Annotated in this window: 24 protein-coding genes and 1 pseudogene; 12 read left to right on the top strand and 13 right to left on the bottom strand. The window is 54.2% G+C overall.

Annotation, left to right across the window (positions count from 1 at the left end; all coding sequences use genetic code 11):
- Positions 1–123: 123 nt before the first annotated feature.
- Positions 124–348, bottom strand: coding sequence for a hypothetical protein (locus KXG62_RS21045; RefSeq protein ID WP_218093984.1), 225 nt, complete (start codon positions 346–348; stop codon positions 124–126).
- Between the two features lie 208 nt (positions 349–556).
- Between KXG62_RS21045 and KXG62_RS21050 the strand changes: the two genes are divergently transcribed.
- Positions 557–1,246 (top strand): Crp/Fnr family transcriptional regulator, encoded by a 690-nt coding sequence (locus KXG62_RS21050; RefSeq protein WP_218093985.1) that lies wholly within the window; start codon positions 557–559, stop codon positions 1,244–1,246.
- A gap of 53 nt (positions 1,247–1,299) precedes the next feature.
- Here the strand turns inward: KXG62_RS21050 and KXG62_RS21055 are convergent, their stop codons facing one another.
- Together KXG62_RS21055 and ric are read right to left on the bottom strand one after the other, a co-directional pair.
- On the bottom strand, positions 1,300–1,854 hold the full coding sequence (locus KXG62_RS21055; protein ID WP_246627558.1) for a hemerythrin domain-containing protein: 555 nt from the start codon (positions 1,852–1,854) through the stop codon (positions 1,300–1,302).
- Between the two features lie 13 nt (positions 1,855–1,867).
- A complete protein-coding gene (ric, locus tag KXG62_RS21060) occupies positions 1,868–2,581 on the bottom strand; it encodes an iron-sulfur cluster repair di-iron protein (protein WP_218093986.1) in 714 nt (237 codons plus the stop codon).
- A 215-nt stretch (positions 2,582–2,796) separates the two neighbouring features.
- Between ric and KXG62_RS21065 the strand changes: the two genes are divergently transcribed.
- From KXG62_RS21065 to KXG62_RS21085, 5 genes are read left to right on the top strand one after another with little or no spacing between them, the layout of a single operon-like run.
- Positions 2,797–3,030 (top strand): DUF2249 domain-containing protein, encoded by a 234-nt coding sequence (locus KXG62_RS21065; protein ID WP_218093987.1) that lies wholly within the window; start codon positions 2,797–2,799, stop codon positions 3,028–3,030.
- A gap of 18 nt (positions 3,031–3,048) precedes the next feature.
- Positions 3,049–3,384, top strand: a complete 336-nt coding sequence (locus KXG62_RS21070; protein ID WP_218093988.1) for a hypothetical protein — start codon at positions 3,049–3,051, stop codon at positions 3,382–3,384.
- A 28-nt stretch (positions 3,385–3,412) separates the two neighbouring features.
- Positions 3,413–3,964 carry a DUF2249 domain-containing protein gene (locus tag KXG62_RS21075; protein ID WP_218093989.1) on the top strand — a complete coding sequence of 184 codons (552 nt, stop codon included), beginning with the start codon at positions 3,413–3,415 and terminating at the stop codon, positions 3,962–3,964.
- Between the two features lie 13 nt (positions 3,965–3,977).
- Positions 3,978–5,210, top strand: coding sequence for a heme-copper oxidase family protein (locus KXG62_RS21080; RefSeq protein ID WP_218093990.1), 1,233 nt, complete (start codon positions 3,978–3,980; stop codon positions 5,208–5,210).
- 31 nt (positions 5,211–5,241) lie between these two features.
- Entirely contained in the window at positions 5,242–5,538 is a 297-nt protein-coding gene (locus KXG62_RS21085; RefSeq protein WP_218093991.1) for a metal-sulfur cluster assembly factor, read from the top strand.
- A gap of 93 nt (positions 5,539–5,631) precedes the next feature.
- Here the strand turns inward: KXG62_RS21085 and KXG62_RS21090 are convergent, their stop codons facing one another.
- Entirely contained in the window at positions 5,632–6,336 is a 705-nt protein-coding gene (locus KXG62_RS21090; RefSeq protein ID WP_218093992.1) for a Crp/Fnr family transcriptional regulator, read from the bottom strand.
- Positions 6,337–6,628: 292 nt separating this feature from the next.
- Here KXG62_RS21090 and KXG62_RS34700 point away from each other — a divergent pair, with 292 nt between their 5' ends.
- On the top strand, positions 6,629–7,066 hold the full coding sequence (locus KXG62_RS34700) for a GAF domain-containing protein (protein WP_218093993.1): 438 nt from the start codon (positions 6,629–6,631) through the stop codon (positions 7,064–7,066).
- 30 nt (positions 7,067–7,096) lie between these two features.
- Positions 7,097–7,405 (top strand): annotated as a pseudogene (locus tag KXG62_RS34705) (response regulator transcription factor); the annotation flags it as partial.
- 183 nt (positions 7,406–7,588) lie between these two features.
- Here KXG62_RS34705 and pflA read toward each other — a convergent pair.
- The 6 genes from pflA to KXG62_RS21130 form a co-directional block, all read right to left on the bottom strand.
- The gene (gene pflA / locus KXG62_RS21105; RefSeq protein ID WP_218093995.1) at positions 7,589–8,341 is read right to left on the bottom strand and encodes a pyruvate formate-lyase-activating protein; all 753 of its coding nucleotides are present in this window, start codon (positions 8,339–8,341) and stop codon (positions 7,589–7,591) included.
- A 34-nt stretch (positions 8,342–8,375) separates the two neighbouring features.
- On the bottom strand, positions 8,376–10,646 hold the full coding sequence (gene pflB, locus KXG62_RS21110; RefSeq protein WP_218093996.1) for a formate C-acetyltransferase: 2,271 nt from the start codon (positions 10,644–10,646) through the stop codon (positions 8,376–8,378).
- A 222-nt stretch (positions 10,647–10,868) separates the two neighbouring features.
- The gene (locus KXG62_RS21115; RefSeq protein ID WP_281426931.1) at positions 10,869–11,537 is read right to left on the bottom strand and encodes an alpha/beta hydrolase; all 669 of its coding nucleotides are present in this window, start codon (positions 11,535–11,537) and stop codon (positions 10,869–10,871) included.
- Positions 11,534–11,782 (bottom strand): hypothetical protein, encoded by a 249-nt coding sequence (locus tag KXG62_RS21120; RefSeq protein ID WP_218093998.1) that lies wholly within the window; start codon positions 11,780–11,782, stop codon positions 11,534–11,536. Before KXG62_RS21120 ends, KXG62_RS21115 begins: the two co-directional genes overlap by 4 nt.
- A 184-nt stretch (positions 11,783–11,966) precedes the next feature.
- Positions 11,967–12,800 (bottom strand): nicotianamine synthase family protein, encoded by an 834-nt coding sequence (locus tag KXG62_RS21125; protein WP_218093999.1) that lies wholly within the window; start codon positions 12,798–12,800, stop codon positions 11,967–11,969.
- Between the two features lie 213 nt (positions 12,801–13,013).
- Complete coding sequence (locus tag KXG62_RS21130) at positions 13,014–14,483, bottom strand: arylsulfatase (RefSeq protein WP_218094000.1); 1,470 nt, start codon at positions 14,481–14,483, stop codon at positions 13,014–13,016.
- Between the two features lie 428 nt (positions 14,484–14,911).
- Here KXG62_RS21130 and KXG62_RS21135 point away from each other — a divergent pair, with 428 nt between their 5' ends.
- The 4 genes from KXG62_RS21135 (at position 14,912) to KXG62_RS21150 (ending at position 17,697) form a co-directional block, all read left to right on the top strand.
- A complete protein-coding gene (locus tag KXG62_RS21135; protein ID WP_218094001.1) occupies positions 14,912–15,493 on the top strand; it encodes a sigma-70 family RNA polymerase sigma factor in 582 nt (193 codons plus the stop codon).
- The gene (locus tag KXG62_RS21140) at positions 15,486–16,352 is read left to right on the top strand and encodes a hypothetical protein (RefSeq protein WP_218094002.1); all 867 of its coding nucleotides are present in this window, start codon (positions 15,486–15,488) and stop codon (positions 16,350–16,352) included. The genes KXG62_RS21135 and KXG62_RS21140 overlap by 8 nt, the downstream gene beginning before the upstream one ends.
- A 176-nt stretch (positions 16,353–16,528) precedes the next feature.
- Entirely contained in the window at positions 16,529–17,206 is a 678-nt protein-coding gene (locus KXG62_RS21145) for a Crp/Fnr family transcriptional regulator (protein ID WP_218094003.1), read from the top strand.
- A 77-nt stretch (positions 17,207–17,283) separates the two neighbouring features.
- Positions 17,284–17,697, top strand: a complete 414-nt coding sequence (locus tag KXG62_RS21150; protein ID WP_218094004.1) for a carboxymuconolactone decarboxylase family protein — start codon at positions 17,284–17,286, stop codon at positions 17,695–17,697.
- A gap of 131 nt (positions 17,698–17,828) precedes the next feature.
- Here the strand turns inward: KXG62_RS21150 and KXG62_RS21155 are convergent, their stop codons facing one another.
- The 3 genes from KXG62_RS21155 to KXG62_RS21165 form a co-directional block, all read right to left on the bottom strand.
- Positions 17,829–19,565, bottom strand: coding sequence for an amylo-alpha-1,6-glucosidase (locus KXG62_RS21155; protein WP_218094005.1), 1,737 nt, complete (start codon positions 19,563–19,565; stop codon positions 17,829–17,831).
- 161 nt (positions 19,566–19,726) lie between these two features.
- Positions 19,727–22,099 (bottom strand): stalk domain-containing protein, encoded by a 2,373-nt coding sequence (locus KXG62_RS21160; RefSeq protein WP_218094006.1) that lies wholly within the window; start codon positions 22,097–22,099, stop codon positions 19,727–19,729.
- A gap of 351 nt (positions 22,100–22,450) precedes the next feature.
- Positions 22,451–22,957 (bottom strand): shikimate kinase, encoded by a 507-nt coding sequence (locus KXG62_RS21165; RefSeq protein WP_218094007.1) that lies wholly within the window; start codon positions 22,955–22,957, stop codon positions 22,451–22,453.
- Between the last annotated feature and the right edge of the window lie 144 nt (positions 22,958–23,101).

Raw genomic sequence — 23,101 nt, forward strand, 5'->3', positions numbered from 1 at the left:
AGAGCGTACGGCAAAAAGGCCCGGGAGCCGGGTTCACCGGCTTTCCGAGCCTCGCAACGCAGTCAGGCTGCTTCTCGCATTCGGTATGAAATTCTATACGGGCACCCGCCTGCCGCGGAGCAGCTACTGTAACTCCGCCAATTCATCGATTAGCTGACGCGTCCGCTTGGCATTGCCTTCGGCAAAGTTTTGCAGCCGGTCCTTGAGCGAATCATTATCGTGGATCCGCTCCGACGTGATGGTATACACCCGAAGAAGCTCCGTCTCCTGCTCCAGCGTTTGCTCCAGGACCCCTCTCAAGTGGTCCCGGTCGATCCCGCAGCGGCTTTCGTCTTTATCGCAATCCATATCGAATTGAACACCTCCCTGCATTACAGTTTGGCTATTGGGGAATAAAATCATCCAAGCGGACCACTGCGTTCATGCAAAAATCGTTCTCCCGAATGGAGCGAACTGTGATTCATGTCACCGGTTTATTTCGCATTTTTTGTTACGATGGTTAGGATACGATCCTTTATTTATGACCTACGCGTGTGCAGGAAAGGTGGAATATGGAATGATAAGCAAACCTAATACATTCGCATTTCTTCAACAAGTGCCCCTGTTTCATGATCTGAACCATCAGGAGCTGGAGCGGGTGGAAGAAATTACGATCTCCCGCACCGTTTCCAAGCGGTCGACGATCTTTGCGGAAGGAAGCGAGAAAGAAGCCGTGTTCTTCATTGAGACGGGTCTGGTGAAAACATTTAAAACCGACGAAAACGGCCATGAGCAAATCGTCTCGTTCTTGAAACCGGGCGACATGTTCCCGCATACCGGACTGTTCAACCCCAATCCGTACCCGGCTACGGCGGAAGCGATCGTCGAAACGCATCTGCTGGCGATTCCGGTCCGGCAATTCGAACGTTTAGTGACGAATACGCCTTCGATCGCCATTAAGATGATGCGTGTCATGGGGGATAAAATCCGTGAGCTGCAGGAAAAGCTTCAAGTGCTGTCGGGGCAGGACGTCAAACACAGGGTGCTGTCGTTTCTGCTGCTGCTCGCCGAACAGCATGGGGATTCGAAGACGAACAAGATTACGATCAATTTGCCGGTCACACACCAAGAGTTCGCCAATTCCGTCGGCACGACCAGGGAGACGATTAACCGCCTGCTGAACCAGTTCAGCAAAGAAGCGCTGCTCGAGGTGGACCGGAACCGGATCGTCATCAACGATCTGGAAGCGCTGAAACAACAGAGATAGCTAACGACAAAGATAACGCCCCGAACGGATCGTCCGCCCGGGGCCGTCCACGTTTAATTCAACAATTCCTGCATCATGCCGTGCAGCTGGTCTTTTTCTTCGGGGGAGAGCATTCTCTCCGCCATGGGGAACAGGACGTTTTCTTCCTTGTCGAAATGCTGGGTCAAGACGAGGTACGCCTGCACGGCATATCCGGCAAGCTCTTGGGCTGTCTCCTGATCGATCCGGTCGCCTGCCGCTCCGGCCGAATCCAGAAATGTACCCAACAACTGCTCCGCTTGGCGATGTTCATGTTCCATGACGGCGATCGGACCGAACGCTCTGCCGATATAACGGGCCATCATCGGGAACAAGCCGTCATCCTCCTTCCAGGCATGCGCCTCCAGCTCGATCGCAAACGCGGCGACCTGATCGCGAAGCGCCGCAAATGCATCGCGATAGTCCTTATCCGCAGCCGCCACAATCTCCGCCGCGGCCGCGTGGAAGCGGTCCATCGCTTTCCTCAGCGGAATATGCTCCTGCTTCAATTGCTGCAGCGGCGCGCAAAGCGGGATGTCCCGCATGCCCGTTTCGCCCATCGCTCCGCAGCCATGATGTGTATGTTCCATCGTTCTTCCTCCTCTATTCGTGAGATGGCTTGATGCGTGGAAACAAAATATTGTTCTCCAAATGAATATGCTGGAACAGATCCGACTCCAGCTCAGCCAGCTTTTGGTACGTGAGCGTATACGTTTTGCAAGCGTCCGGCGGCAGCGCATAATCGTCCGTGACCGCGCGCATTTCCTTCAGGCAGTCGCCCACGAGGCTGTGGTCGGACTCCAGATCGTGCAATCCCTTCATCGCTCGTTCGTACAGCTCCGGCGTCGGCCGCTCCGCATACTGCACAAGAAGCGGGAAGAGCACCTCCTCTTCGGCGATCAAATGCTGGTCCAGCTCCATTTTCATTTGATGGAATTGTTTGTACAGAACCGGAATCTCGGGATGAGCGCTGCCGTGCACCCGCAATATTTTGGTAACGAATTCGCTCAGCAAGGGCAGCTCCTTCCGCAGGTAGGCGTGATGCACGTTGACAATATGGTCGATTAATTCCGGGGTCGGCGCGGCGCGCCAATCGGCTCCTTCCTGCACGTTTCTGTTCATTGCCGCCGCGTAGCTTTCATTCAAACGGCGTACCATCTCTTCCTCGTTCAGATGTTTATGACGAACGGCTTCCGCTAGCGTGCGGTCGCCTCCGCAGCAGAAATCGATGTGAACTTCCTTGAACAAATGACTGGCTCCCGGGAACTCGGAAACAATATCGCCGATCTTCTCGCTTCCTCCAAAACGCTGTTGCATATGAATCCCTTCCTTCCGCAATTGATTTTGCCACTTCAGTATAATCCCGTCGCCTCCTGCTCACTGTGATGCGCATCACCTTTGCCGCTCGATATCGCGCCGAACGTCTGCCTCCCCCAAAAATGACCCATTCTGTGATAAGGCTCACAAAGTCGTCAGACTTTCCTTTCTATAATGAAATCGTAAGCCAGCCTATTACCCGGGAGGAATGAAAGATGAATCAATATGCCGCAACCGTCATTGCCACGGAGTATCCGCCGCATCTGAAGCACAAGATCATTTTCGAAACGTTCGCAAACCTGAAGCCGGCCGAAGCGATGCTGCTCGTCAACGACCACGACCCGGTACCGCTCCGATTCCAATTCGAGGCGATGCACGCAGGACGATTCACATGGGATTACATGGAGCAAGGACCGACGCGGTTCCAGGTCAAAATCGGGAAATTATAACGGGGAGTTGAGTCATCGGTGGCAACGATCGACATTATTGACGAAAAGACAATCCGGATCAAAGTAACATTGGAGGATGCCGTTGCGATGGTTCGCGAAGCAAGCCGGGACATCGACGGCTACGCCTCCGAGATTGTAACCATCTACGAGAAAATGCCGGAATTTCAATACACCTTCTTTTGCTTCTACGCCTACGACAGCGCGCGGCTGTTCGAAAACATGCTGCGCATGGACCCGAAGGAATATTTGTCCTTCTCCCTTGATGCTCCGGACGCTTTCTTCTATTCGCTGTACGGCGGAATGGCCGGCTTGTACGATCAGGCCAAACAACGGGCTACATCAAGCCGAATGTAAACTTCGACCCGCTTGGAGGTGACTGGGTATGGATCGAAAAGCCGCAAAGATCGTCGAACTCGATGTCAGGCCGTATTTGCGTAAAAAGCTGGAACCGTTCCAACTCATTATGGATGTGGTCAACCGTTTGGAAAAAAACGATATCTTCGTCCTTCACGCGACCTTCAAGCCGACACCCTTGTTCGGCGTCCTGAAAATGAAAGGGCTCGCGGGTAAAGCCGAGCAACAGGACAAGGAGCATTGGATCTCCACCTTCGTGAACAAGCAAAACAAGCACTGGCTTGACGAGGAAGGCTTGGCGGCGGAACAATCGGCCGATCCGGAGACGCTCCCCGGCCGCATGCCGGCCGCAGGAAACGATTCTCGCACCATCGTGCTGGATAACCGCGGCTTGGAGCCCCCGCAGCCGATGATGCGTACGCTGGCCGCCTTGGAGCGCAGCCTTCCCGGCGATGAGATCGTGATTCATAACGACCGGGTTCCTGTATTTCTCATCGAGGAGCTGAACCGTCTCGGCTGCCTTTATTCGACAGAAGAGCAGCCCGACGGAACCGCCAAAGTAAAAATTCAAAAACGATAAGGAGGCGAGAGCCGTGTCCCGTCTCCCCTTTCTATTCATCGTAACGGGAATCGCCGGCTTTGCGCTGTTTCACGGGGCGTCCCTGATGTCGCTCTCCGCCTGGATCGGCGAAGGCTTGCGCGGCCCGACCGGATGGTTCCATATTCATTTATTTGTTCTCGGTTGGGCTACCATGCTTGCGATGGGCGCCGTCTATCAGCTCATCAACGTCATTCTGCAATCGAACCTTTACAGCGAGCGGCTCGGCTTCGTTCACTATGTATGCTTCACCGCCGGTCTTGCCGGTCTGCTGTACGGCTTCCTGCAAGGCAACGTGTATATGATCGCAGCCTTCGCAACGGCTGCTCTGATGGGCATAGTTTTGTTTGCCTGGAACGTTGGGGCCACGCTATGGCGCGCTTCGCAATGGAATGCGGTCACCATCAGCGTCGCATGCGCTATGGGGTATTTGGTGCTTACCGGGCTGTCGGGATTGTCCATGGGGGTTCATTTCGTCTGGGGCGATTGGCCGGAGCTGCACGAGCGCTTGTTCGGGGCCCATATTTGGCTTGGCACACTGGGATGGTTCGGGCTGCTGATTACCGGGTTCAGCTACAAAATGCTGCCGATGTTTTATTTGTCGCACCAGTACCCCACCCGGCTGCAGAACGCAGTCCTGCTGTTATGGAATGCTGCGGTGTTAGGCGGGGCCGCTTCGTTTCTAGGGGACTTAGGCGTATGGACGAAGCTTCTGGCGCTTCTTCTCCTTGTGCTCGCGATCGTGATCTACAACATCCATCTTCTGCAAATTCGGCGAAGCCGTCACAAACGCAATCCCGGATCAGGTATTCGCTGGTCCATGCTCGGCAATCAAGTCTTTGCCGCGGCGGCCTGCCTGATGCTGCTCTATTCGCTGTGGTTTCCGCAGCATCTGCTTGACGCCAAGTTCGTGCTGCTGTCCGGGTGGATCTATTTGGGCGGATGGGTCTCGTTTACGATTCTCGGTTATGCGTCGAAGATCGTCCCCTTTTTATGGTGGACGCATCGATACGGCAAAACCGCAGGGAAACCCGGTACGCCGGTTATGTCCGATCTGTTGGATGATACGAAAGTAAACGTCGGGCTCGCGGCTGTCTTCTGCGCCGGATTATTGCTGACGGCAGGGCTGCTCTTGGATTCGCAGTCGCTCATCGCTATAGGCGGCGTGGCATTCTCGGTTAGCTCCCTCGCTTATATTGGTTTAATCGGTTACGTCTTCGCCCGTTAACATTCAAATGGCAGAATGGAGTGTATATATCATGGAACAAACAGAACGCTTGCGTGAATTGCTGAAGGAAGTGTACGATCCGGAGCTCGGGGTCAACATCGTCGATCTCGGCCTCATTTACGATATTCGCGAAGAACCGGAGCGCATCTATGTGAAGATGACCTTGACGACACCGGGATGCCCGATGCACGATACGATTATCGGCGCGGTTCGATGGGTGCTGACGGAACATACGGATAAGAGCGAGGTGGCCATTGATGTCGTATGGGAGCCGGCGTGGTCGCCGGACAAGATGTCGGATGAAGCCAAGGAGGCGCTCGGTCCGTAGAGGCGTTCAGCTATGCTTAACCGGAATGAACAAACACCCTGAGCTGATTGCGGCCTCATCAGTTCAGGGCGTCTGTCGTATCATGCCAACCGGCTACATTCTGCAAATTTCTTTCGGGCAATGCTCGCACTGGCATACAGTGCGAAGATAATCGAGCTTGTTTATAACGAAGCGGCCGTCTTGGTACTGTATCACTTCTTCCTTCCTCAAGTCGCTCAGCATCCGGTTAACGCTTTCCCTTGTAGCCCCGATCATATCCGCCATTTCACTGTTGTTTATTTTCAAATCAATGTAGATGCCATGGTCGGTTTCTACGCCATACGTGTTGCTAAGCCGGATCAGAAGGGAACAGATCGCGCCCGGTTTGCCGAACATGAGCAAGTCCCGGAACTTGGTCTGCGTCAAACGATGCATCAAACCCATCCACTTCATAAACTCGATCGCCAAATCGCCGTGCTGCCACAACAGTACCTCCAAATCCTTGCGCTGGATCACCCCAATGTCGCCGCGCTCCGTCACTTCCGCGCTGAAGCTGTGGACCGAGTCCTGAAACGGGTCCATCTGCCCGAACATGTCGCCTTCCTCATGAAGATACATCGTAAAGCTTCTACCGGTGTCGGATGTTTTCGTCGTCCGCACGCGGCCGCTAATCACAAAATATAATTTATCGGCCGTGTCCCCTTCCCAAAAAAGATAGGACCCCTTCTCTACTTTTTTTGTATACATAATGCTTTTCAATTTATCCAGGCTTTCAGCCGACAGCACCTGATGAATTCCTCTTTGCTGGATGGCAGTCATCGAACACGACCCCTTTCAAATTCTCATTGCTTTTATCATAAACGGAATGGAATGTTTTTTTTATCGGGAGTTCCACTGATCTTTCGAGGAAAAAGCCCCTATCTTGCTGTGACGTTCGTCACAAGTTTCCCCTGATTTTTCGTCGATTCGATCGGGTACATCGTTCCGATGCAAGGCAGTTTTCCTGATGCACTTTTAAGGGAATTCCCCGACTTACAAACGCGCTAAGAAGCCTTACAATAAGAAAGAAGAAGAGGAACTGCATCGCAGTGAAACGGAGGTGACCTGCGAGATGCCTTTGATCACGCAACAACTAACGAACGAACTGGAGCGCTTCTGTCAAACGACTTCAAGCCACTTCGCCGCGTTATCGCTAGCGGTACCGGACGAGCAGCGATTACGCTGGCTGTATGCCTACGGCAACCGGAACGAACGCTACAAAAGAATGGGTGTGAAGCCTGGCGCCGGGCCGGACGGCATGGCTCTTCGAACTGGTAAACCCGCGTTGTGGGACGAGCAAACGGGTCTGAACGGCAAGGCGGCAGGCGAATGCCCACTCCTGACGGCCGAGAAGCTGCAAGCTGCCGCGGCGATCCCCCTGATTGATGGCCATGAAATCGCCGGCCTGCTGCTCATCGCGCGACGTACGCCGGAGGCATACACGAATCAAGATTTGATCCGCCTGCAAGAACAGCTGCCTTATTTATCCGATATTTTACGACTTCACTGAATTCTGGCAATGATTTTCACTGCCGGGATTATTGTATCGGTCGCGGCCGGCAATGCCTACTTGTATCCGACGGCGACCAAACGGCTGATGGGACAATATTTGGACCAGCTGAAACGCGGCGACAACGGCGGGTCCTACGAAACCTTATCGGACCGGGAAAAAGAAATCGTAGCGCTGATCGCCAAAGGCTACAGCAACAAAGAGATCGCCGAGCAGCTGGTGATCAGCGTAAAAACAGTAGAAACGCATAAAAGCAACGTTACGGAGAAGCTCGGTCTGAAGACAAGACCGGAGCTCGTTAAATATGCGCTAAAGAAAGGACTGCTCCAATACGAATAACGATAGGAGCACGGGATATCCTAACGTTATAGCGCAAGACGCAACCTATTAACGGAACAGCTGGTTATGCAACGACCGATGGCCGTGCGTGCTTTCGAAGAAAATCATCCGCTGCCGGGCCCAATGAATTCATACAAAAACCTACTAGCCGATGACGGGATAGTAGGTTTTATGCTTTCAAATTTATGATTCTTGTCCCTTATCGACAACGCAGCCATTGCGTCCGGCCGCAATGATTTCCTGGGCTCGCGCCACATCCTGGTCCGACGGAGTCTGTACGCCTTCCAGCGGATACACTTTGTTCAACTGCTGCCATTTGTATACGCCCATGCGATGATACGGAAGCAGTTCGAACTTTTCAACATGCTGCAGCTTGCCGATAAAAGCGCCTAACGCGTACAAGTCTTCATACCCGTCCGTCACGCCGGGGATAAGCACGTGGCGAATCCAGACCGGCTTCCCCATGCCGGAAAGCCATTCGGCGAAGCGAATAATCCGTTCGTTGGGCTGACTGGTCAATCGCTTATGCTTGTCCGGGTTCATCTGCTTCAAGTCGAGCAGTACAAGATCGGTGACTTCCATCAATTCGGCAGCGGCATGTCCCGGCTCGCAAAAGCCGGAGGAATCGAGTGCCGTGTGCAGTCCGTACCGTCTCTTGCACTCTGCGAATAATCGGGCGACGAAGGAAGATTGAAGCGTCGGTTCGCCGCCGGTCACGGTAATGCCGCCGCCGGATCTGCGGTAATATTCCAGGTACGGCTCGATTTCCGCCAGTATTTCCTCTACGGTCGCAAGTACGCCTCCGCCGGTATCCCATGTATCCGGGTTATGACAATACTGGCATTGCAGTGCGCAGCCCTGCATGAACAGGACGAAGCGAATGCCGGGCCCGTCCACGGTTCCGAAAGTTTCAATAGAATGATATCGGCCTTTCATGCGGGCCACGCTCCTTTCACCAATCAAACACGAATTAGATGGTACCGTGGAACGTACGGTTGATGACATCCAACTGCTGTTCCCTGGTCAGCTTAATGAAATTTACGGCATATCCCGAGACGCGGATGGTCAGCTGAGGATAATTTTCCGGGTGCTCCATCGCATCCAGCAGCTGCTCGCGATCGAACACGTTCACGTTCAAATGATGTCCGCCTGTTGCGGCATAGCCGTCGAGCAGCGCCGTCAAGTTCCCGATGCGGGCTTCCGGCTCCTTGCCCAGCGCCTTCGGTACGATCGAGAACGTATTCGATATGCCGTCCAGGCAGTTCGCGTACGGGATTTTCGCTACGGATGCCAGCGAAGCGAGCGCCCCTTTCCGGTCGCGGCCATGCATCGGATTCGCACCCGGCGCGAACGGCTCCCCTGCCAGACGTCCGTCCGGCGTGCTGCCTGTCTTTTTGCCGTACACGACATTCGAAGTAATGGTCAGCACCGACATCGTCGGAATGGCGCCGCGGTAAGCGTGATGCTTGCGAAGCCGATTCATGAACGCCTCCGTCAGCTGGACGGCTATGCTGTCGACCCGCTCGTCGTTATTGCCGTATTGCGGATAATCGCCTTCGATTTCAAAATCGACGGCAATGCCCTTCTCGTTGCGGATAGGCCGCACCTTCGCATACCGGATCGCGCTCAAGCTGTCCGCGGCGACGGACAATCCTGCGATGCCGCAGGCCATCGTGCGTACGATTTCCCGGTCATGCAGCGCCATCTCGATGCGTTCATAGCAATATTTATCATGCATGTAGTGAATTACATTGAGCGTATTCATATACAGCTTGGCGAGCCAGTCCTGCATCACGTCAAACTTGGCTTTCACTTCTTCATAATCCAATACGTCCGACGTGATCGGAGCGATAGGCGGTCCCACTTGAATGCCGAGCTTCTCGTCCACGCCGCCGTTAATCGCGTACAGCAGCGCTTTCGCCAGGTTGGCGCGGGCGCCGAAAAACTGCATTTGCTTCCCGATTCGCATTGCGGAGACGCAGCAGGCAATCCCGTAATCGTCACCGAAATAAGGGCGCATCAAATCGTCGTTCTCATATTGAATCGAGCTGGTCTCGATCGACACCTTGGCGCAGTATTTCTTGAAATTGTCGGGCAGTGCGGTGGACCAAAGCACCGTCAGGTTAGGTTCCGGCGCAGGTCCGAGGTTGTACAGCGTATGCAGAAACCGCAGCGAGTTGCGCGTCACCCACGTCTGTCCGTTCAAGCCCATTCCGCCCACCGCCTCGGTCACCCAGGTCGGATCTCCGCTGAACAGCTCGTTGTAATCCGGCGTGCGCAGAAATTTGACGATCCGCAGCTTCATGACGAAATGGTCGATCAGCTCCTGCGCGCCCACCTCGGACAGCGCGCCCTCCGTCAAGTCCCGCTCGATATAAATATCCAGGAAGCTGGAGACGCGGCCCAAGCTCATCGCGGCGCCGTTCTGTTCCTTGATCGCGGCAAGATAGGCGAAATAGAGCCATTGCACCGCTTCTTTCGCATTGCGGGCGGGTTCGGAAATATCGCAGCCGTATGTCAACGCCATCGACTTCAGTTCATGCAGGCTGCGGATCTGCTCCGACAGCTCCTCGCGGGCGCGAATGACATCTTCGGTCAGCGCATCGACTTCAAGCTGGAGCAGATCCTGCTTCTTGTCCGCAACCAGACGATTCACGCCATAGAGAGCGACACGCCGATAATCTCCAATAATCCGGCCCCGGCCGTAAGCATCCGGCAGGCCCGTGATGATTCCCGCTTTCCTCGCGGTACGCATCTCCGTCGTATAGGCGTCGAATACGCCTTGGTTATGGGTTTTTCGGATGTCGGTGAACAGCCGCTCGATCTCGGCGGGCAGCTTGTACCCGTAAGCCTCGCAAGCATCGGCAACCATGCGAATCCCGCCATAAGGCTGGATGGACCGTTTCAGCGGCGCATCCGTCTGCAGGCCGACAATTTGTTCCTTCGACTGATCGATGTACCCCGGCGCGTGCGAAGTAATGCCGGAAACCGTATGAACATCGATATCAAGGACGCCGCCGTTCATTCTTTCCTGACGCAGCAGCTCGCGAATTTGCAGCCACAGCGCCGTCGTCTCCTCCGTTGGACCGGCAAGGAAATCTTCGTTCCCTTCATAAGGCGTAATGTTCCGGTGAATGAAGTCGTTCACATCGATCCGCTTTTGCCAAGCGCCCGCTTGAAAACCGCGCCAAGCCGGCGACCCCGCGGCTTTCCCTGCTATATCCGTTTCTTTTATCAACATAGGACTGCACCCCCACTGCTTTGATAAGACTATGTTACACTTTTCACAATCTTTGCGCTGTGACAAGCCTCACACGATCAAAAAAAGCCGATCAACTCAGCATCTGTTAGCGTTGCGGCGCGGCACAGCGCAGCGGTCGGTCTAACAGCCGCTTCGCGGTCAGCGAGCGACGAGCGGCGAAAATAAAAAAGAGCGCTCACGGCGCTCTGTCCTGCTTTATTTTCAATACCATGTCATGGACCGGAATCCGGAACGGCCGCTTTGCCAAACGGTCCGCGCTTTAGACGTGTCCCTGCAGTATCGCTCTCCAGCTGGAGGATTGATGGACAAAGACAGCGCGTCCTCTACGGCGTAAGGAACCATGGAGCCGTGCGTTTCGGAGGTGTGCTTTCGAAACGCGACGCAGAGCCCGGGCAAGCCCGTTAACGCGGCAGCGACGTCCTCCCCTGTCGGACCGGAACGAAGACGCGCCAGCTGAGCTGCTTCCGACTCGCTAAGTCCTTGCCGCACCGTCTTCTTCCCCGAGGTTTCGATCAGCAGATCGATCGAACCGCTGCTTCGTCCATCCTGCCGGGCCGCAATAAAGCGGGCTTGTTCCGTCAATATCGAGCCGGCGTTCCACCAGATCGACGGGTCCGCGGCCACGTACGTTTGAAATGCCTCTGCGTCTGTATACATGATGTGCAGTGCGAACAAATCGCCAAGGGAATGACCGAACAAGGTCTGACATTGACGGTCAATGGGGGCAAGGCGCGCGATCGCCGGTTTCAATTCTTGTTCGATGAAAGCGAAGAAAGCGTCCCGTCCGCCTGTAGCCGGAACCGGCCGATCCCGTAAAGCGGGGATATATTCCGGCACGCCTCCTCCATCTTGGATGATAATAATTCTCATTTATTGCTGCGAAGAAGCAGCCTTTCCTGTTCGCAAGCTTGCGCGGAACCGCTATCGTTCGTTCCGTTTGCCGCCGATCGTTTATAGGCTTCCGCCGCTGAAATCAGCGGGTTATTCAACAGCTCGATCAACGAAATCGGTCTCAGCCGCTCCTCCTCGCCTTCCACTTCGAACTCTGTTATCGATGCTTGGGAACGTCCGTCCCGTTCCTGCATCGCCCGGTAAATTCTATACATAAGCCCCATCGTTTTTCCTCCTTGAGTGCCATGAAATGCGTATGGATTGACGTAATAGCTGCATGATATGAATCATCATTTCGTGTTGTACGATTTCATTTTATTGATAATGATTCTCATTGTCAATTATTTCGTGGCAGGAGGAGATATTGAACGAGGGATGATCGTTCTTTTCGTCAAATGTATCGGTTGGCTATATCGCCGATCGGGCCGCACTTTTTTGAAGCTCGAGGATCAAAGTTTCATAAATGCAATTATGCCTGCTGACCGGTGTCACCCGCCATTCCTTTAACGAACGGATGTCCAGCGGGTAATTGAATAAAGACCTCAGACCGTTCCCATACCGTACAATAATTTTGCAATCGGGGTGAACCTCGGATGTTAATTCGTCCAATATCTCCAGCTTTTCCGGCACAAGAGAAGCAATAAACACATGGGTGGCTTCCCTCAGAAATTCGCGATCCCGCATGTGACTGTCCGTGTAATGGAAGGAACCTTGCAAACCCAAAAAGTTCGCCAGCTTCCTTCCGTGCCGGACAGCTTCTTCGTCAATGTCCGTGCATAACACCTCGGCTGACGTTTCCATGGCAATGGTCAATGCCGACACAGGGAACGCGCCGGCACCAATGAATATGACCTTGGACTCCCGTTTAATGCGGGTGTACTCCCACTCTTCTTGTACCGCTGCCGATAAGAGCGACAAGTACAGGTTCGCATCCCATGCTTCCGTATATGTACGAAGCGCTCTCATCTTCTCGATCATGCATAACGCATGGGCGGATCTGTCTCTGATCCTTGCCGAGCACTGCTTCACTTCCTCGCAGTTTGACCCTTGCCGCCATCGTTTTTCATTTTCCTCGCAAACGATAAATTCGCATAAACGGTCCAGCTGTTCGCTAAGAAGCTCCCAGCTGTCCGGACTGTGATGGATGGCGACCGCCAACCGGGTCAGCTCTTCCTCCATCGAGTGCAAGCAACTAAGAAAATCGCCCTGGGTTTCGATGTGTCTTCCCTCCGTCTCCTCCATATTCATGCCCGCATTGAACATTAGAAGTATATGTAGGAAGGTAAGCCATCCATGTCTGAGCAAATTCGCCTAATCTTACCCTTTCGGGCGCTGGCCGTGTCCGTTTGTTGCAGCCCTTGAATTAACCAATGTTTTATAAGCCTCTGGACGAAAAAAAAGGCGTTCCGCCAAAGTAGTCTTTGACGAACGCCTTTATATCCAGTTTACGACAGCTTACTGCGCTGCATCCATGCGTTCCAGCCGCTCCTTATACTTTGGCGACACGATCGGCGGTTTGCCGGCCTGGCATACAAGATCGCCGTTACTCGTCAAGTCGACGTTCCGTTCGGCTAACACCGCGACCAGTTTCTCCCGCCAACGGTTAGTTTCGGCGGCATAGGCTTCGCTTGCGGCCAGATCGACGCATTCGCCAGGATCTGAGGCCAGATCGAACAACTGCTCCGTGCCCAGTCTGGGAAACCAAATATATTTCCATCGGCCGTCCGTTACATACTGCATTTCCTGCTCCTCGGAATAGCATGTACTGTGCTCTCCGTGCACAAACTCCCGCCATCCGCTCGCTTCCCCCCGAATGAGCGGCAGCATGCTTCGCCCGTCCACCGAATCGGGAATCGTCACGCCGGCTGCGTCGAGAAGCGTCGGCATAATATCCTGCAAGCATACCGGGGCAGCGCTTCGTTCGACCGGACTGCCGTTCGCCGCTTTCGGCAGCTTCACGATGAGCGGAATATGGGCCGATCCTTCGTAAGCATATGTTTTACGCCACAAGTGGTGATCCCCCATCATATCGCCGTGGTCCGAGGTGAACATAATGAGCGTATTGTCGAACTGCCCGATTTTTTTCAAGTACATCAGTAAACGTCCGATTTGCAAATCGATATGATGGATGTTGCCGTAATATCCGATCCGCGCTCTGCGAATCTCCTCGTCGCTCCGCTTGCCTCTCCAGGCATCGGGCTTCGCGGCGTCCTTCCGCACATTATGCATCGCGGACCAGTCCCCGAGATGCGGCGCGGGCATGTCTTTTTTCTCATAGATGTCATAGTAAAAGGCCGGTGCGTCATACGGCGAATGCGGCCGCGCGAACGACATTTTCAAGAAGAAGGGCTTGCCGGGGTCCCGGTTCTGCACGAACCGGATCGATTCGTTGACTGTCCAGTTGGTCGGATGCAGAAACTCCGGCGCGTGGTAAGGACGGGCCATCCACGAATTCCAATCGATGCCGTGGTCGGTAAAACCGTAATCTCCCGTTTTGTTCTGCTCGAACCATCTTCTGTAATCGGATATGAAGCCGGGATCGCCCTGTCTGCCCGATTCGTCCAGCACGGTATGATGGAAGCCGAACAAAGACCTTTGCGGGTGAAAATGCATTTTTCCCACACCTTGCGTGTGGTAGCCGGCCTTCGCCAACTGCTCGGGCAGCGTATGCTCCAGGCAGCGCATCGGCCCTTGGCCGCGGCCCATGCCGAGGATGCCCGTATTCCACGGGTCCATGCCGGTCATCAGGCTGGCTCTCGCCGGGATACAAGACGGCGTGCTGGAGTATGCGCAGTCAAAGACCGTCCCTTCCGCTGCGATCCAGTCCAGATTCGCTGTTTCGATCACCTCATTCCCATAGCAGCCCAGCGTATCCCATCGCTGCTGATCGGTCATGATGAGCAGTATATTCGGTCGCTTGGTCATTCCAACCTCTCCTTCCATTCCGTTAGCGCTTATTCCGCACAAGCTTATTATAGTTGAAAGCGCTGGCATATTTCACCTCTAATAGTAGCATTCTCCACGCATTGACCTCCGTCCCCATTCTGCTATATGATTCGTAGACAAAGTACCAAGCGAATAAGGAGCAAAAAGGAACGTCTCGCAAGGAAATTTGGGAATATGGGCGAGCGGAGATGAAGCGACCAGGAATGCAGCAATACAATGCGGCATTCTTTTTTCGTTTGATAAGGAATTTTTTTCCATACCGAAAGTTGCGCCCCCTCTTCCCCCGCTTCATTCCGTCATAAAAAAACTTGAAAGCATTTTGTTAATGCTTTTCCTGCGCCGGCGTATTAACATACGTAAATTTCCTTGATCAGTCATCATAACCAAGGAGCAAAGGAGGAGAGACATTGGAGAGCGTTCAGGCAGCCAAGGAGATTTACCGGCATCCACAAGACAAGCTTCACGCAGACGTGCTATCTGCAGCGCAATTTTCCGAAATCTACGAGCTGTACTTCGATCGCGTGTACAAGTATATCTGTTACCGGATTCAAAATCAGCATGAGGCCGAAGATCTTTGCAGCCAGGTTTTTGAAAGAGTCATCCTGCATTACCACAAGTTCTCCGCGGAAAAAGCCAAATTCGATGTATGGTTATTCGCGATTGTCCGGAACGCTGTGACCGATTATTACCGTGCACGCCCCAAACGATTTCACTTTTCCCTCGATGCGATTGCGGAATTTATATTTCCCAAGCCGTCGCCCGAGGAATTGGCAATTCAGGATGATACGAACCAGGCGCTGCTGCAAGCAGTGGCCAAGCTGCGCGACAAAGAACGCCATATCATCGCATTGAAATTCGGCGCCCGGCTGAAAAACGCGGAAATTGCCGAGCTTATGGGGATTAGCGAATCCCATCTCGGTGTCGTAGTTCACAGAAGTCTCAAAAAGCTGCAAAACCTATTGTTGAAAGCGAGGTTCATGGATGAATAAGAATCGCAGTCGGAAACCGCATGGAGACGTTGCAGAGCTGCTGGAAACGATGGAATTCGATAACAGCGCAGCCAAAGAGCGTATTTTCAACCGTTTGGTGCGCAGCATCGAGACAGGGAGCATTCAATCGACAAATTCGAAAAAGGACGGGGTTCAAATGATGACAAGAAAATGGAAAACAGCTGCCGCCACCGCCGCGGCTATCGTACTCATTGGCGGCGTGTTCTCGACGACCTCCTACGCGCAAGGGATGATTCAATCGATTCTGGCGCGCTTTCACGTAGGCAATATGGAGATCGTTCAAGTAGACAAAGAACGGCCAGTCCCCGCAAACGCGAACAATAGCGCTTCCGGCCAGGAAAGCGGCGCCGAATCCAGAGTGGCACTGTCGCCACAGCCGAAACGGTCGCTGCAGGAAGCACGCGTCGCTATCGGGCTCAATTTCCCTGCCCCTTCGTGGATGGCCGATTTCAAATACGTTAACACCGTTCTTCAAGGAAAAACCATGGTGGAAGTGCAGTACGCACAAGGCGACAAAACCGTCAATTTCCTCATCTCGCAAGGCGGCAGCAACGGCATTGAAACGACCGGCGAAGTGAAGACGGCCGTAATGAACGGCGTCACCGTTTATTTCGCTAACGGAATCGTGATCTGGGAAACTCAGGGCTTCACCGTCGAGATGTACGCAAGGGATGATTTCGATGCCGCCACGCTGGAGAAAATCGTCAAAGGCTTTGACGTTGGAACGCCGTTATCGCAAGCACAGATCGACCAGGCCAAATCGAATCGTGACAACCTGCTCCGAACGGAAAGAGCGACGCAAGCGGCTCCCGCCGCTGCTTCGGAGGAGCGTAAATAATACAAATTTTGACGAAACGGACGTTTATGGAAAAGATGCTCCTCAGCGATTGCAGCTAGGGGCATCTTGTTTGTGATTTGCATATTTGCCCCGTGCCTAAATGCAAGTCAAACCATCCATTCGTACGGCAATCGTGATAAAATACGAGTACAAATCGAACCTATAGGATGGTTGCCGTGAACTCTGATCAAATCCATGCCGTCATTCGCCTGTTTCCATGCTTCGCGGAGCTGTCCGCAACCGACTGGGCTTCGGCCGAAACGATGAAGCTTACCTCTTCGTCCCTCCATCCGATCGCCGAAGGCCATCGCTTGAATCACGCGCCCTTTATCCTGTCGGGCTGCGTTCGCATCTTCAAACTGAACGCTTCCGGCAGAGAAGTGACCTTGTACCGCGTGCGCGGAGGCGAATGCTGCGTGCTCATGATGGCCAGCATTCTGGGAGAAACGGAATATGAAGCCTCCGTGCACATTGAATCGGAGGCCGAGGTGCTGCTTTTTCCAGTGGACGCTTTTCGGCGATGGATGCATTCCTATCAGCCGGTCAGCCGGTATATTTACAAGCAATTCACGAGCCGGTTTATTAGCGTGACCAGCCTGCTGGAGCAAATTGCGTTCGGTTCCATGCAGGAGCGCGTCGCCGCTTATCTCATTCAGCGTCATCAGGAGACGGCCTCTTCTTCTGCAGGGATCGAGATGACGCATGAGCAAATAGCGGTGGAACTCGGTACCGCTCGCGAAGTGGTGAGCCGGATGCTGAAGAATCTCGCCGGGGAAGGTGCGATTCGCCTGCAGAGGGGGAAAATTATCGTGACGGATTACGCTAAACTGCTGTCCTTTACTTCGCTTTCGTGACTTTATCACCGACTATTCTTTTCCGCGACGTTACAATGAGGATGTTACATCCTATAACGACGTGGGAGGAATTGACGATGAGTCATTATTACAATCAAGCGGACCTGGAATGGATCCCCGAGCTGGTGAAGCTCGCCCCCCAAGCCTCGGCGTCCTTTTTCGCCTTTGAGAAGGAAGTCTACCATTCGGATGGAGCCCTGCCGTTGAAAACGAAAGAGCTTCTCGCCGTCGCCGCCGCACATTTGACCGGCTGCCCCTATTGCATTGACGTTCACGTACAAAAGTACAGGAAGCTCGGGGGAACGCGGGAGGAAATCGTCGAAGCCGTCCTTGTCGCAGCCTCGACCCAGGCCGGGGCCGTCTTGAGTCATGCCACGCAAGCGTTAGCGGCTTTTCACCGCGCCGCATCCGCTGAGGGAAGTACAAGCGGGGATGAACATCGAAATCGAAACGGGGATGGCGACCGTAGCGGGCCTGCATGCTTTTGTTAATCGCGCCCATAGGCCATATATCACATGGCATGTCATGGATGTTCATAGCCCCGCTTCGCCTGAAGAAGCCGCCGCGTTCCCGCAGCGGCTTCCCAAGCTGGGACAGGCCAGCTCCGCCGAGCCCCTTCCTGCTAGTGCTGCTCCGCCGGCCATAATAGGTCGGCGACCAGTGCGGCCGTCCAGTGATAATCCCGGATGGAGTCGTACTTGGCTCGAATGTTATAAGGTTGCTTTCTCGGCCCTTTGCGATCGCAGGCGACAGGCGGGCGTTCGTCCTTCGAATCGTAATACTCGAAGGTCACCCCATAGGCTTCGTAATACCGGTTGACGAGCTCGATGGTTCGCTCCTGAAGCCATCTCGCCTCTTCCGGGCGGTTGTGCGCACGCAAGCCGAGAATGACAAGATAGTTCATATTGATCCATACCGGGCCTCTCCACATATCGGTAGACCAGCTGGGCTCTGAGACAGCGATGCTCGGCAGCGGATAGCGGGTCATGAAATGACGCTCATCCTTCATCATTCGGATCAAGCCATCCACCTGTTCCTCGGACAGCCCGTCGAGCAGAAGCGGGAGAAAGCCGCTGACCGACTTGACCTTGGAGAACCGGCCGTCCATACGCACGTCATAAAAAAATTCATCCTCCGCATCCCACATCGTTTGCACAATGAGCTCCGTTGTCCGCTTGGCAAGCTGCTCCCAGTTTACTGCCCGCTCGTCATCACCCAGTTCCCGGCAGATCCGCGCGACATACCCCAGGTCACGGGCCATGAACACATTGAAATCGACCGCATCCTGCTTGTCGGCCTCATCGAAACGGGAGGAATTGTCCATGCCCGATTCACCGGATCGGCACAGCACGTCGCCTTTAATATCCCATTCCAGCAGCTCGTTCCCGTTCGTATCCCGATGACGCCGGTTCCACAGAAGATAAGCTTCCAGACGGGGCAGCGTCTCCGCCAGCCACGCCCGGTCGCCATGATGCCGGTAGTTTTCCCACACGCCCCAAGCCATGATAGGGGGCTGCGTAATCCCCGAGGCTTTGCCGGTTACCGACACTTGATGAGGCAGCATACCGTCTTCAGTCTGCGCCTCGAGCATCGTCATCAGGCAGTCTGCGGAAATTTGCGGAGACAGCCGGTTCATCGCAATCGAATGAAATACCGTATCCCAGAGCCACATATGCTTGTGAGGAACGCGGTCGGGCGTGGACCAGTAGCGTTTCCTTTCCGCCTCGGGCGCAAGCGTGTTGACCTTCATCACGCTGACGCATTTGCGGAGCAGACGAGATTCCCGCTCGGAAGCCAGCACCGGTATGCTGCGGTAGATGCCGAGCCGCTCCTCGATCACGGCTTCCGCCTGCAGCGACAGCCCCTGCTCCGCCTTGCCCAACGCTTCCTCCGGTGTGACCCCGTAGGCCAGCGCGAAGCGAGGCCCCCGGGTGACCAGAACGATCGCATCGTTGGCTACGGGATCGACAGTGATGCTGCAGCGGCCGGTTTGCTCCGTAAGCAAGCCTTGCCTAGGCTGCTCGAAGGACAGAAGACATGCTTCGGCATGGGGAGTCTCGCCAATCAGCGTATGCCATGCCGCATAGGCCAGCTTCGTGCCCGGTCCTTCGCCGGGGGCCTCCAGAACGCAGGCATCCCCCGTTACGAACCGTACCTTGTGCTCCTGCGCCGGAATGTACAGCCACCTTCGCTGCGGCGTGTGAAAGAGGAGCGAGAGCCTCGGCTCTCCCCAGGTTGCGACAAATTCCGATCGGGCGTTCGTTTCTCCATCCCATCCGGAGAAGGCGAACAACCCTCCTTCCCCGAGAATATGGGGCAGCAGCTCGCTGTTCACGGTTAATGATTGGACAGGTTTCATTCGCTCGGTTCCTCCCGCGGTTCGGCCCAGTAAAGCAGGATACTGCGCTGCATGGATGCGTGCGCCCAGCGTCCTGCGATGATGCCGATTTCTATTTTTTTAGATGAGACAATAGGAAGACATCCGCTTCATGCCGATACTCGGCGTCTTGGTACACCTGTTTATTCGACGAAGGTCGTTACGCTATTCGCAGGCAATGTATGCTCGAAGCTGCCGGAGCCGTTAGCGGAATGACCAATCATCTGAATATTCTCCGTGTCGCTCGTCCGATAAATCGATACATTCGTACTGTTCAAGCCGCTGATCGTCACCGTCACCGGCTGTGTCGAATGATTGGCTGCAACGAGCACCGCTTTGTTCGTTGCCGTATGGATCGCCGCCGTGACGGTAATATCGCTATTCCCGCTTGTAACTTTTACATTGCGGTCTCCCGGACGAATGAAACGGCTGAATTGGCCCATCGTATACAGTCTTTTGTTGATGGTGTAGCTGCCGTCCTCCTTCAGATCGACGAGCGATTGGCGCGATACGGCGGAAGACACGGAGGCCGGCTTGTTCACGAACCACCAGTACAGATAAGAGCTGTAGCCCTGCTCCATCGCTGCGGCAATTTGACCTGCGACTTCAAGACCTCCGCCCATACCGGCATCGTTCGGGTCCGGCATGCTGTATTCCATCATAAATAACGGTTTGTTGTATTGGCGCAAATCATACGCATACGCATCGAATTTGTCCCAGGCATAAAAGTGGGCACCGATAAAATCAAGCTTTTGCACGGCAACGGGGTCCATCTCGCTTAATAGCTTGCTCGTCGAGCCCATATGGCCGCCTTCGGGCGCGCCGAATTTCACTTCGGTCCCTTCTGATTTGAACACATCGTATACGGCATCGATCAACTGACCCAGCTCCCGGCCATTATAGTAAGACGATGCGTATTCCACGACGGCTTCCGGTTCGTTCTGCAAACTGATCCAACGGATGTTGTACCCATAATCTTCCTTGTAGGTTTTGGCCCACCCGACCAAATATTTGGCGAAATCCTCATAGTGCTCCGGCACGAGATGGCCGCCCCGCACGACAGACCGGTTATCCTTCATCCAGGCCGGAGGGCTCCATACGGATGCGGCGAACTGCATACCGGGATTGCGCCGGATTGCCTGATCGGCAAACCATCGCTGGTGCGTATCGGTAGCCGTGTCCCATACGCCCTTCTCCGGTTCCATTGTAGCCTGCATTGCGTTTCTCGGCTCCGGGTCGTCTTTGGTGAACGGGTTGATTTCCAGCCGGATGACGGAAAGACCCACCCCATCGTCTTCCATACCGAAGAATACATCCAGCAGCCTTTGCTGCGTCGCGGTTTCGAGCTTCATGAAGTCGTGAACCGGATCGTTGGCAGACGCGCCAAACCCCCATATTTCCTGTTGAACCGTGTTTTTGTCCACTTGAATGACATTGACCTTCTTGCTTGCGATCGAAACGGTCTGATTCTCTGCATTCCATGACACGGATGCTTCCAGCGCATCGGCGACATACGATGCCGGAACCATCAGCATCTTGTCCTTGACGTAAGCCGGAGCAGCCAGCTGAACGTCCTGACCGTTGATTCGGGCTGAATCTTGTCCTGCGGTGACGACGCTCGTTCTGCCGTTCTTCGCAGCCGTTGCGGTCTGCGTGGACGCATCCCACGCGACGTCGGCTCTGAGCGTCGCGAACGTTCGGGGCAGCGGGACGAAGGGGACCCCATTTTTCGCTTCCGGCTTGCCGCTGAGATACACGATCGTCTTGCCGTCGACAATGGTCTGAACCGCTTTGGGAGCGATTTTCGAAGGGGGAATCTGTGTCGTCGTCCCGGTTTTTACGACCTTCACCTCATCGATGTAAAGCTTCTGCACCACATCCATGTGACCGTTGACGGGCATCTGCTCGAAGGCAATGCCATAAACGGGATCATACCCGACGGTAAAAGGAAGCGACACGTTTACCCAGTCTTGATCCGTCACCAGCACCTTGTAACGGTTTCTGTCGTTATAATAGGTTGTGGTCGACAAGGCGGTATCCGTGTCGATGACGGAAAGATAAAAGTATCCCGACTTCACGACGCTTGCGCTGTCGACTTTGGCGTACAGGGACAAATCGTATTGCGTACCCGGTGTAAGATCGAGCCCCCGGAACGCCTCGTTGATTTTGATCCGATTGTAATGCTGGATCCGGTCGGTAACGTGAAGGCTTTGACCGCCTTTGTCCCCATAGACGACCGTACGGTCCAGCGATAATCCCCAGGTGGGCTGGGCGCCGCCGACCGTGATGTTCGCGCGGGCCATGTCGGGAACGTCATCGAATGTGATGTGTTTGGATTCGGCAGGCAGCGGTTTCGCGATAAGCTCGGCTTGTTGTAAAGCCGGCTTGGACGGTTCATTATGCGAGTTCGCCTGGGCTCCTGGTTCCGTTTCGCAGCCCAACAGCTGCACTACGAGGCTCAGCAAGAGGCACAGGCGCAGCCAGCCCGCGCGGGACCTGCTCCGGGGTTCAAGCATGACATCACCTGCTTTCCGTAAGGGACATGCCGTCCATCGACGGCCATGAATTCCATGGGTTCCTGTCAATCCTTTGGCTGCGGTCTCCCTCCTTCGCCTGCTGGATTCGCTTTCTTTTACACTATAGCGGGTGACCGGTCTGCAGTTCTACGTAGATTTACGGGGAATAGTTATACTTTTTTGCGGTTCTTTGTCATCAAGCAAGGGCAGTGCCACCTGGGGCATATGCGCCATCATATAGCCATAACCACCCCTCGAACGTTCCGTTGTGACGCGTAAACGACAAAAAAACCGCGATTCACGCGGTTTCTGTTCCTGCTCTATTCCTTACAGCGACTCCCTCTTGCGGAATTACCGCAAGCGGCTTTGCTGCACATGCTCTACCATTTCGCGAACGCATTGTTCGATATCCTTGCTTGAACAATCGATCGTTGTATCGCTATATTTCATGTACAAAGGAAGCCGTTCCTCGTACACATCCTGAAGAGAGTTTCCTTGCTTGAATACGATGCCCCTCGTGGTTATGTTGACTAATCTCTTCGCAATTTCTTCGTAAGGAACATGCAAATAAAAGATGTGGCCGTTTTGTCCGAGGGCATGCATCGCCTTTTCCGAATAGACCACGCTTCCTCCCGTTGCGATGACGCAGTTTGTCAGCTGCAGCTCAGACACGGCTTTTTCTTCGATATCCATGAATGCGTCGGTCCCGTGCTCATCGATGATATGTTGCAGCAGCCTGCCTTCCCGTTGTTGCATAACCACATCGGTATCCACGTAATTCATGCCTAATGCCTTGGCCAGCAGCACGCCCAAAGTGCTTTTCCCCGCTCCGGACATGCCGATCAGAACGATATTCATACTGCTCCTCCCCTATGGTAACGCGCCATGGTCCCATATTGTGCACCAGATGCTCCGTTAACTCCTCCCCCTATGCTACTTGAACTTGATCCCGGCGTCTATTGCACAATCGATCGGATGCGAACCGGCTGTTGGGGAGAAAGC

It is taken from the genome of Paenibacillus solanacearum (assembly GCF_910593845.1).
Lineage (GTDB): Bacteria > Bacillota > Bacilli > Paenibacillales > NBRC-103111 > Paenibacillus_G > Paenibacillus_G solanacearum.

Bases quoted from the DNA above. Each gene is read 5' to 3' on its own strand.
- KXG62_RS21045 (WP_218093984.1), bottom strand. From the start codon at position 348: ATGGATTGCGATAAAGACGAAAGCCGCTGCGGGATCGACCGGGACCAC.
- KXG62_RS21050 (WP_218093985.1), top strand. From the start codon at position 557: ATGATAAGCAAACCTAATACATTCGCATTTCTTCAACAAGTGCCCCTG.
- KXG62_RS21055 (WP_246627558.1), bottom strand. From the start codon at position 1,854: ATGGAACATACACATCATGGCTGCGGAGCGATGGGCGAAACGGGCATG.
- ric (WP_218093986.1), bottom strand. From the start codon at position 2,581: ATGCAACAGCGTTTTGGAGGAAGCGAGAAGATCGGCGATATTGTTTCC.
- KXG62_RS21065 (WP_218093987.1), top strand. From the start codon at position 2,797: ATGAATCAATATGCCGCAACCGTCATTGCCACGGAGTATCCGCCGCAT.
- KXG62_RS21075 (WP_218093989.1), top strand. From the start codon at position 3,413: ATGGATCGAAAAGCCGCAAAGATCGTCGAACTCGATGTCAGGCCGTAT.
- KXG62_RS21085 (WP_218093991.1), top strand. From the start codon at position 5,242: ATGGAACAAACAGAACGCTTGCGTGAATTGCTGAAGGAAGTGTACGAT.
- KXG62_RS21090 (WP_218093992.1), bottom strand. From the start codon at position 6,336: ATGACTGCCATCCAGCAAAGAGGAATTCATCAGGTGCTGTCGGCTGAA.
- KXG62_RS34700 (WP_218093993.1), top strand. From the start codon at position 6,629: ATGCCTTTGATCACGCAACAACTAACGAACGAACTGGAGCGCTTCTGT.
- pflA (WP_218093995.1), bottom strand. From the start codon at position 8,341: ATGAAAGGCCGATATCATTCTATTGAAACTTTCGGAACCGTGGACGGG.
- pflB (WP_218093996.1), bottom strand. From the start codon at position 10,646: ATGTTGATAAAAGAAACGGATATAGCAGGGAAAGCCGCGGGGTCGCCG.
- KXG62_RS21115 (WP_281426931.1), bottom strand. From the start codon at position 11,537: ATGAGAATTATTATCATCCAAGATGGAGGAGGCGTGCCGGAATATATC.
- KXG62_RS21120 (WP_218093998.1), bottom strand. From the start codon at position 11,782: ATGGGGCTTATGTATAGAATTTACCGGGCGATGCAGGAACGGGACGGA.
- KXG62_RS21125 (WP_218093999.1), bottom strand. From the start codon at position 12,800: ATGGAGGAGACGGAGGGAAGACACATCGAAACCCAGGGCGATTTTCTT.
- KXG62_RS21130 (WP_218094000.1), bottom strand. From the start codon at position 14,483: ATGACCAAGCGACCGAATATACTGCTCATCATGACCGATCAGCAGCGA.
- KXG62_RS21140 (WP_218094002.1), top strand. From the start codon at position 15,486: ATGAATAAGAATCGCAGTCGGAAACCGCATGGAGACGTTGCAGAGCTG.
- KXG62_RS21150 (WP_218094004.1), top strand. From the start codon at position 17,284: ATGAGTCATTATTACAATCAAGCGGACCTGGAATGGATCCCCGAGCTG.
- KXG62_RS21155 (WP_218094005.1), bottom strand. From the start codon at position 19,565: ATGAAACCTGTCCAATCATTAACCGTGAACAGCGAGCTGCTGCCCCAT.
- KXG62_RS21160 (WP_218094006.1), bottom strand. From the start codon at position 22,099: ATGCTTGAACCCCGGAGCAGGTCCCGCGCGGGCTGGCTGCGCCTGTGC.
- KXG62_RS21165 (WP_218094007.1), bottom strand. From the start codon at position 22,957: ATGAATATCGTTCTGATCGGCATGTCCGGAGCGGGGAAAAGCACTTTG.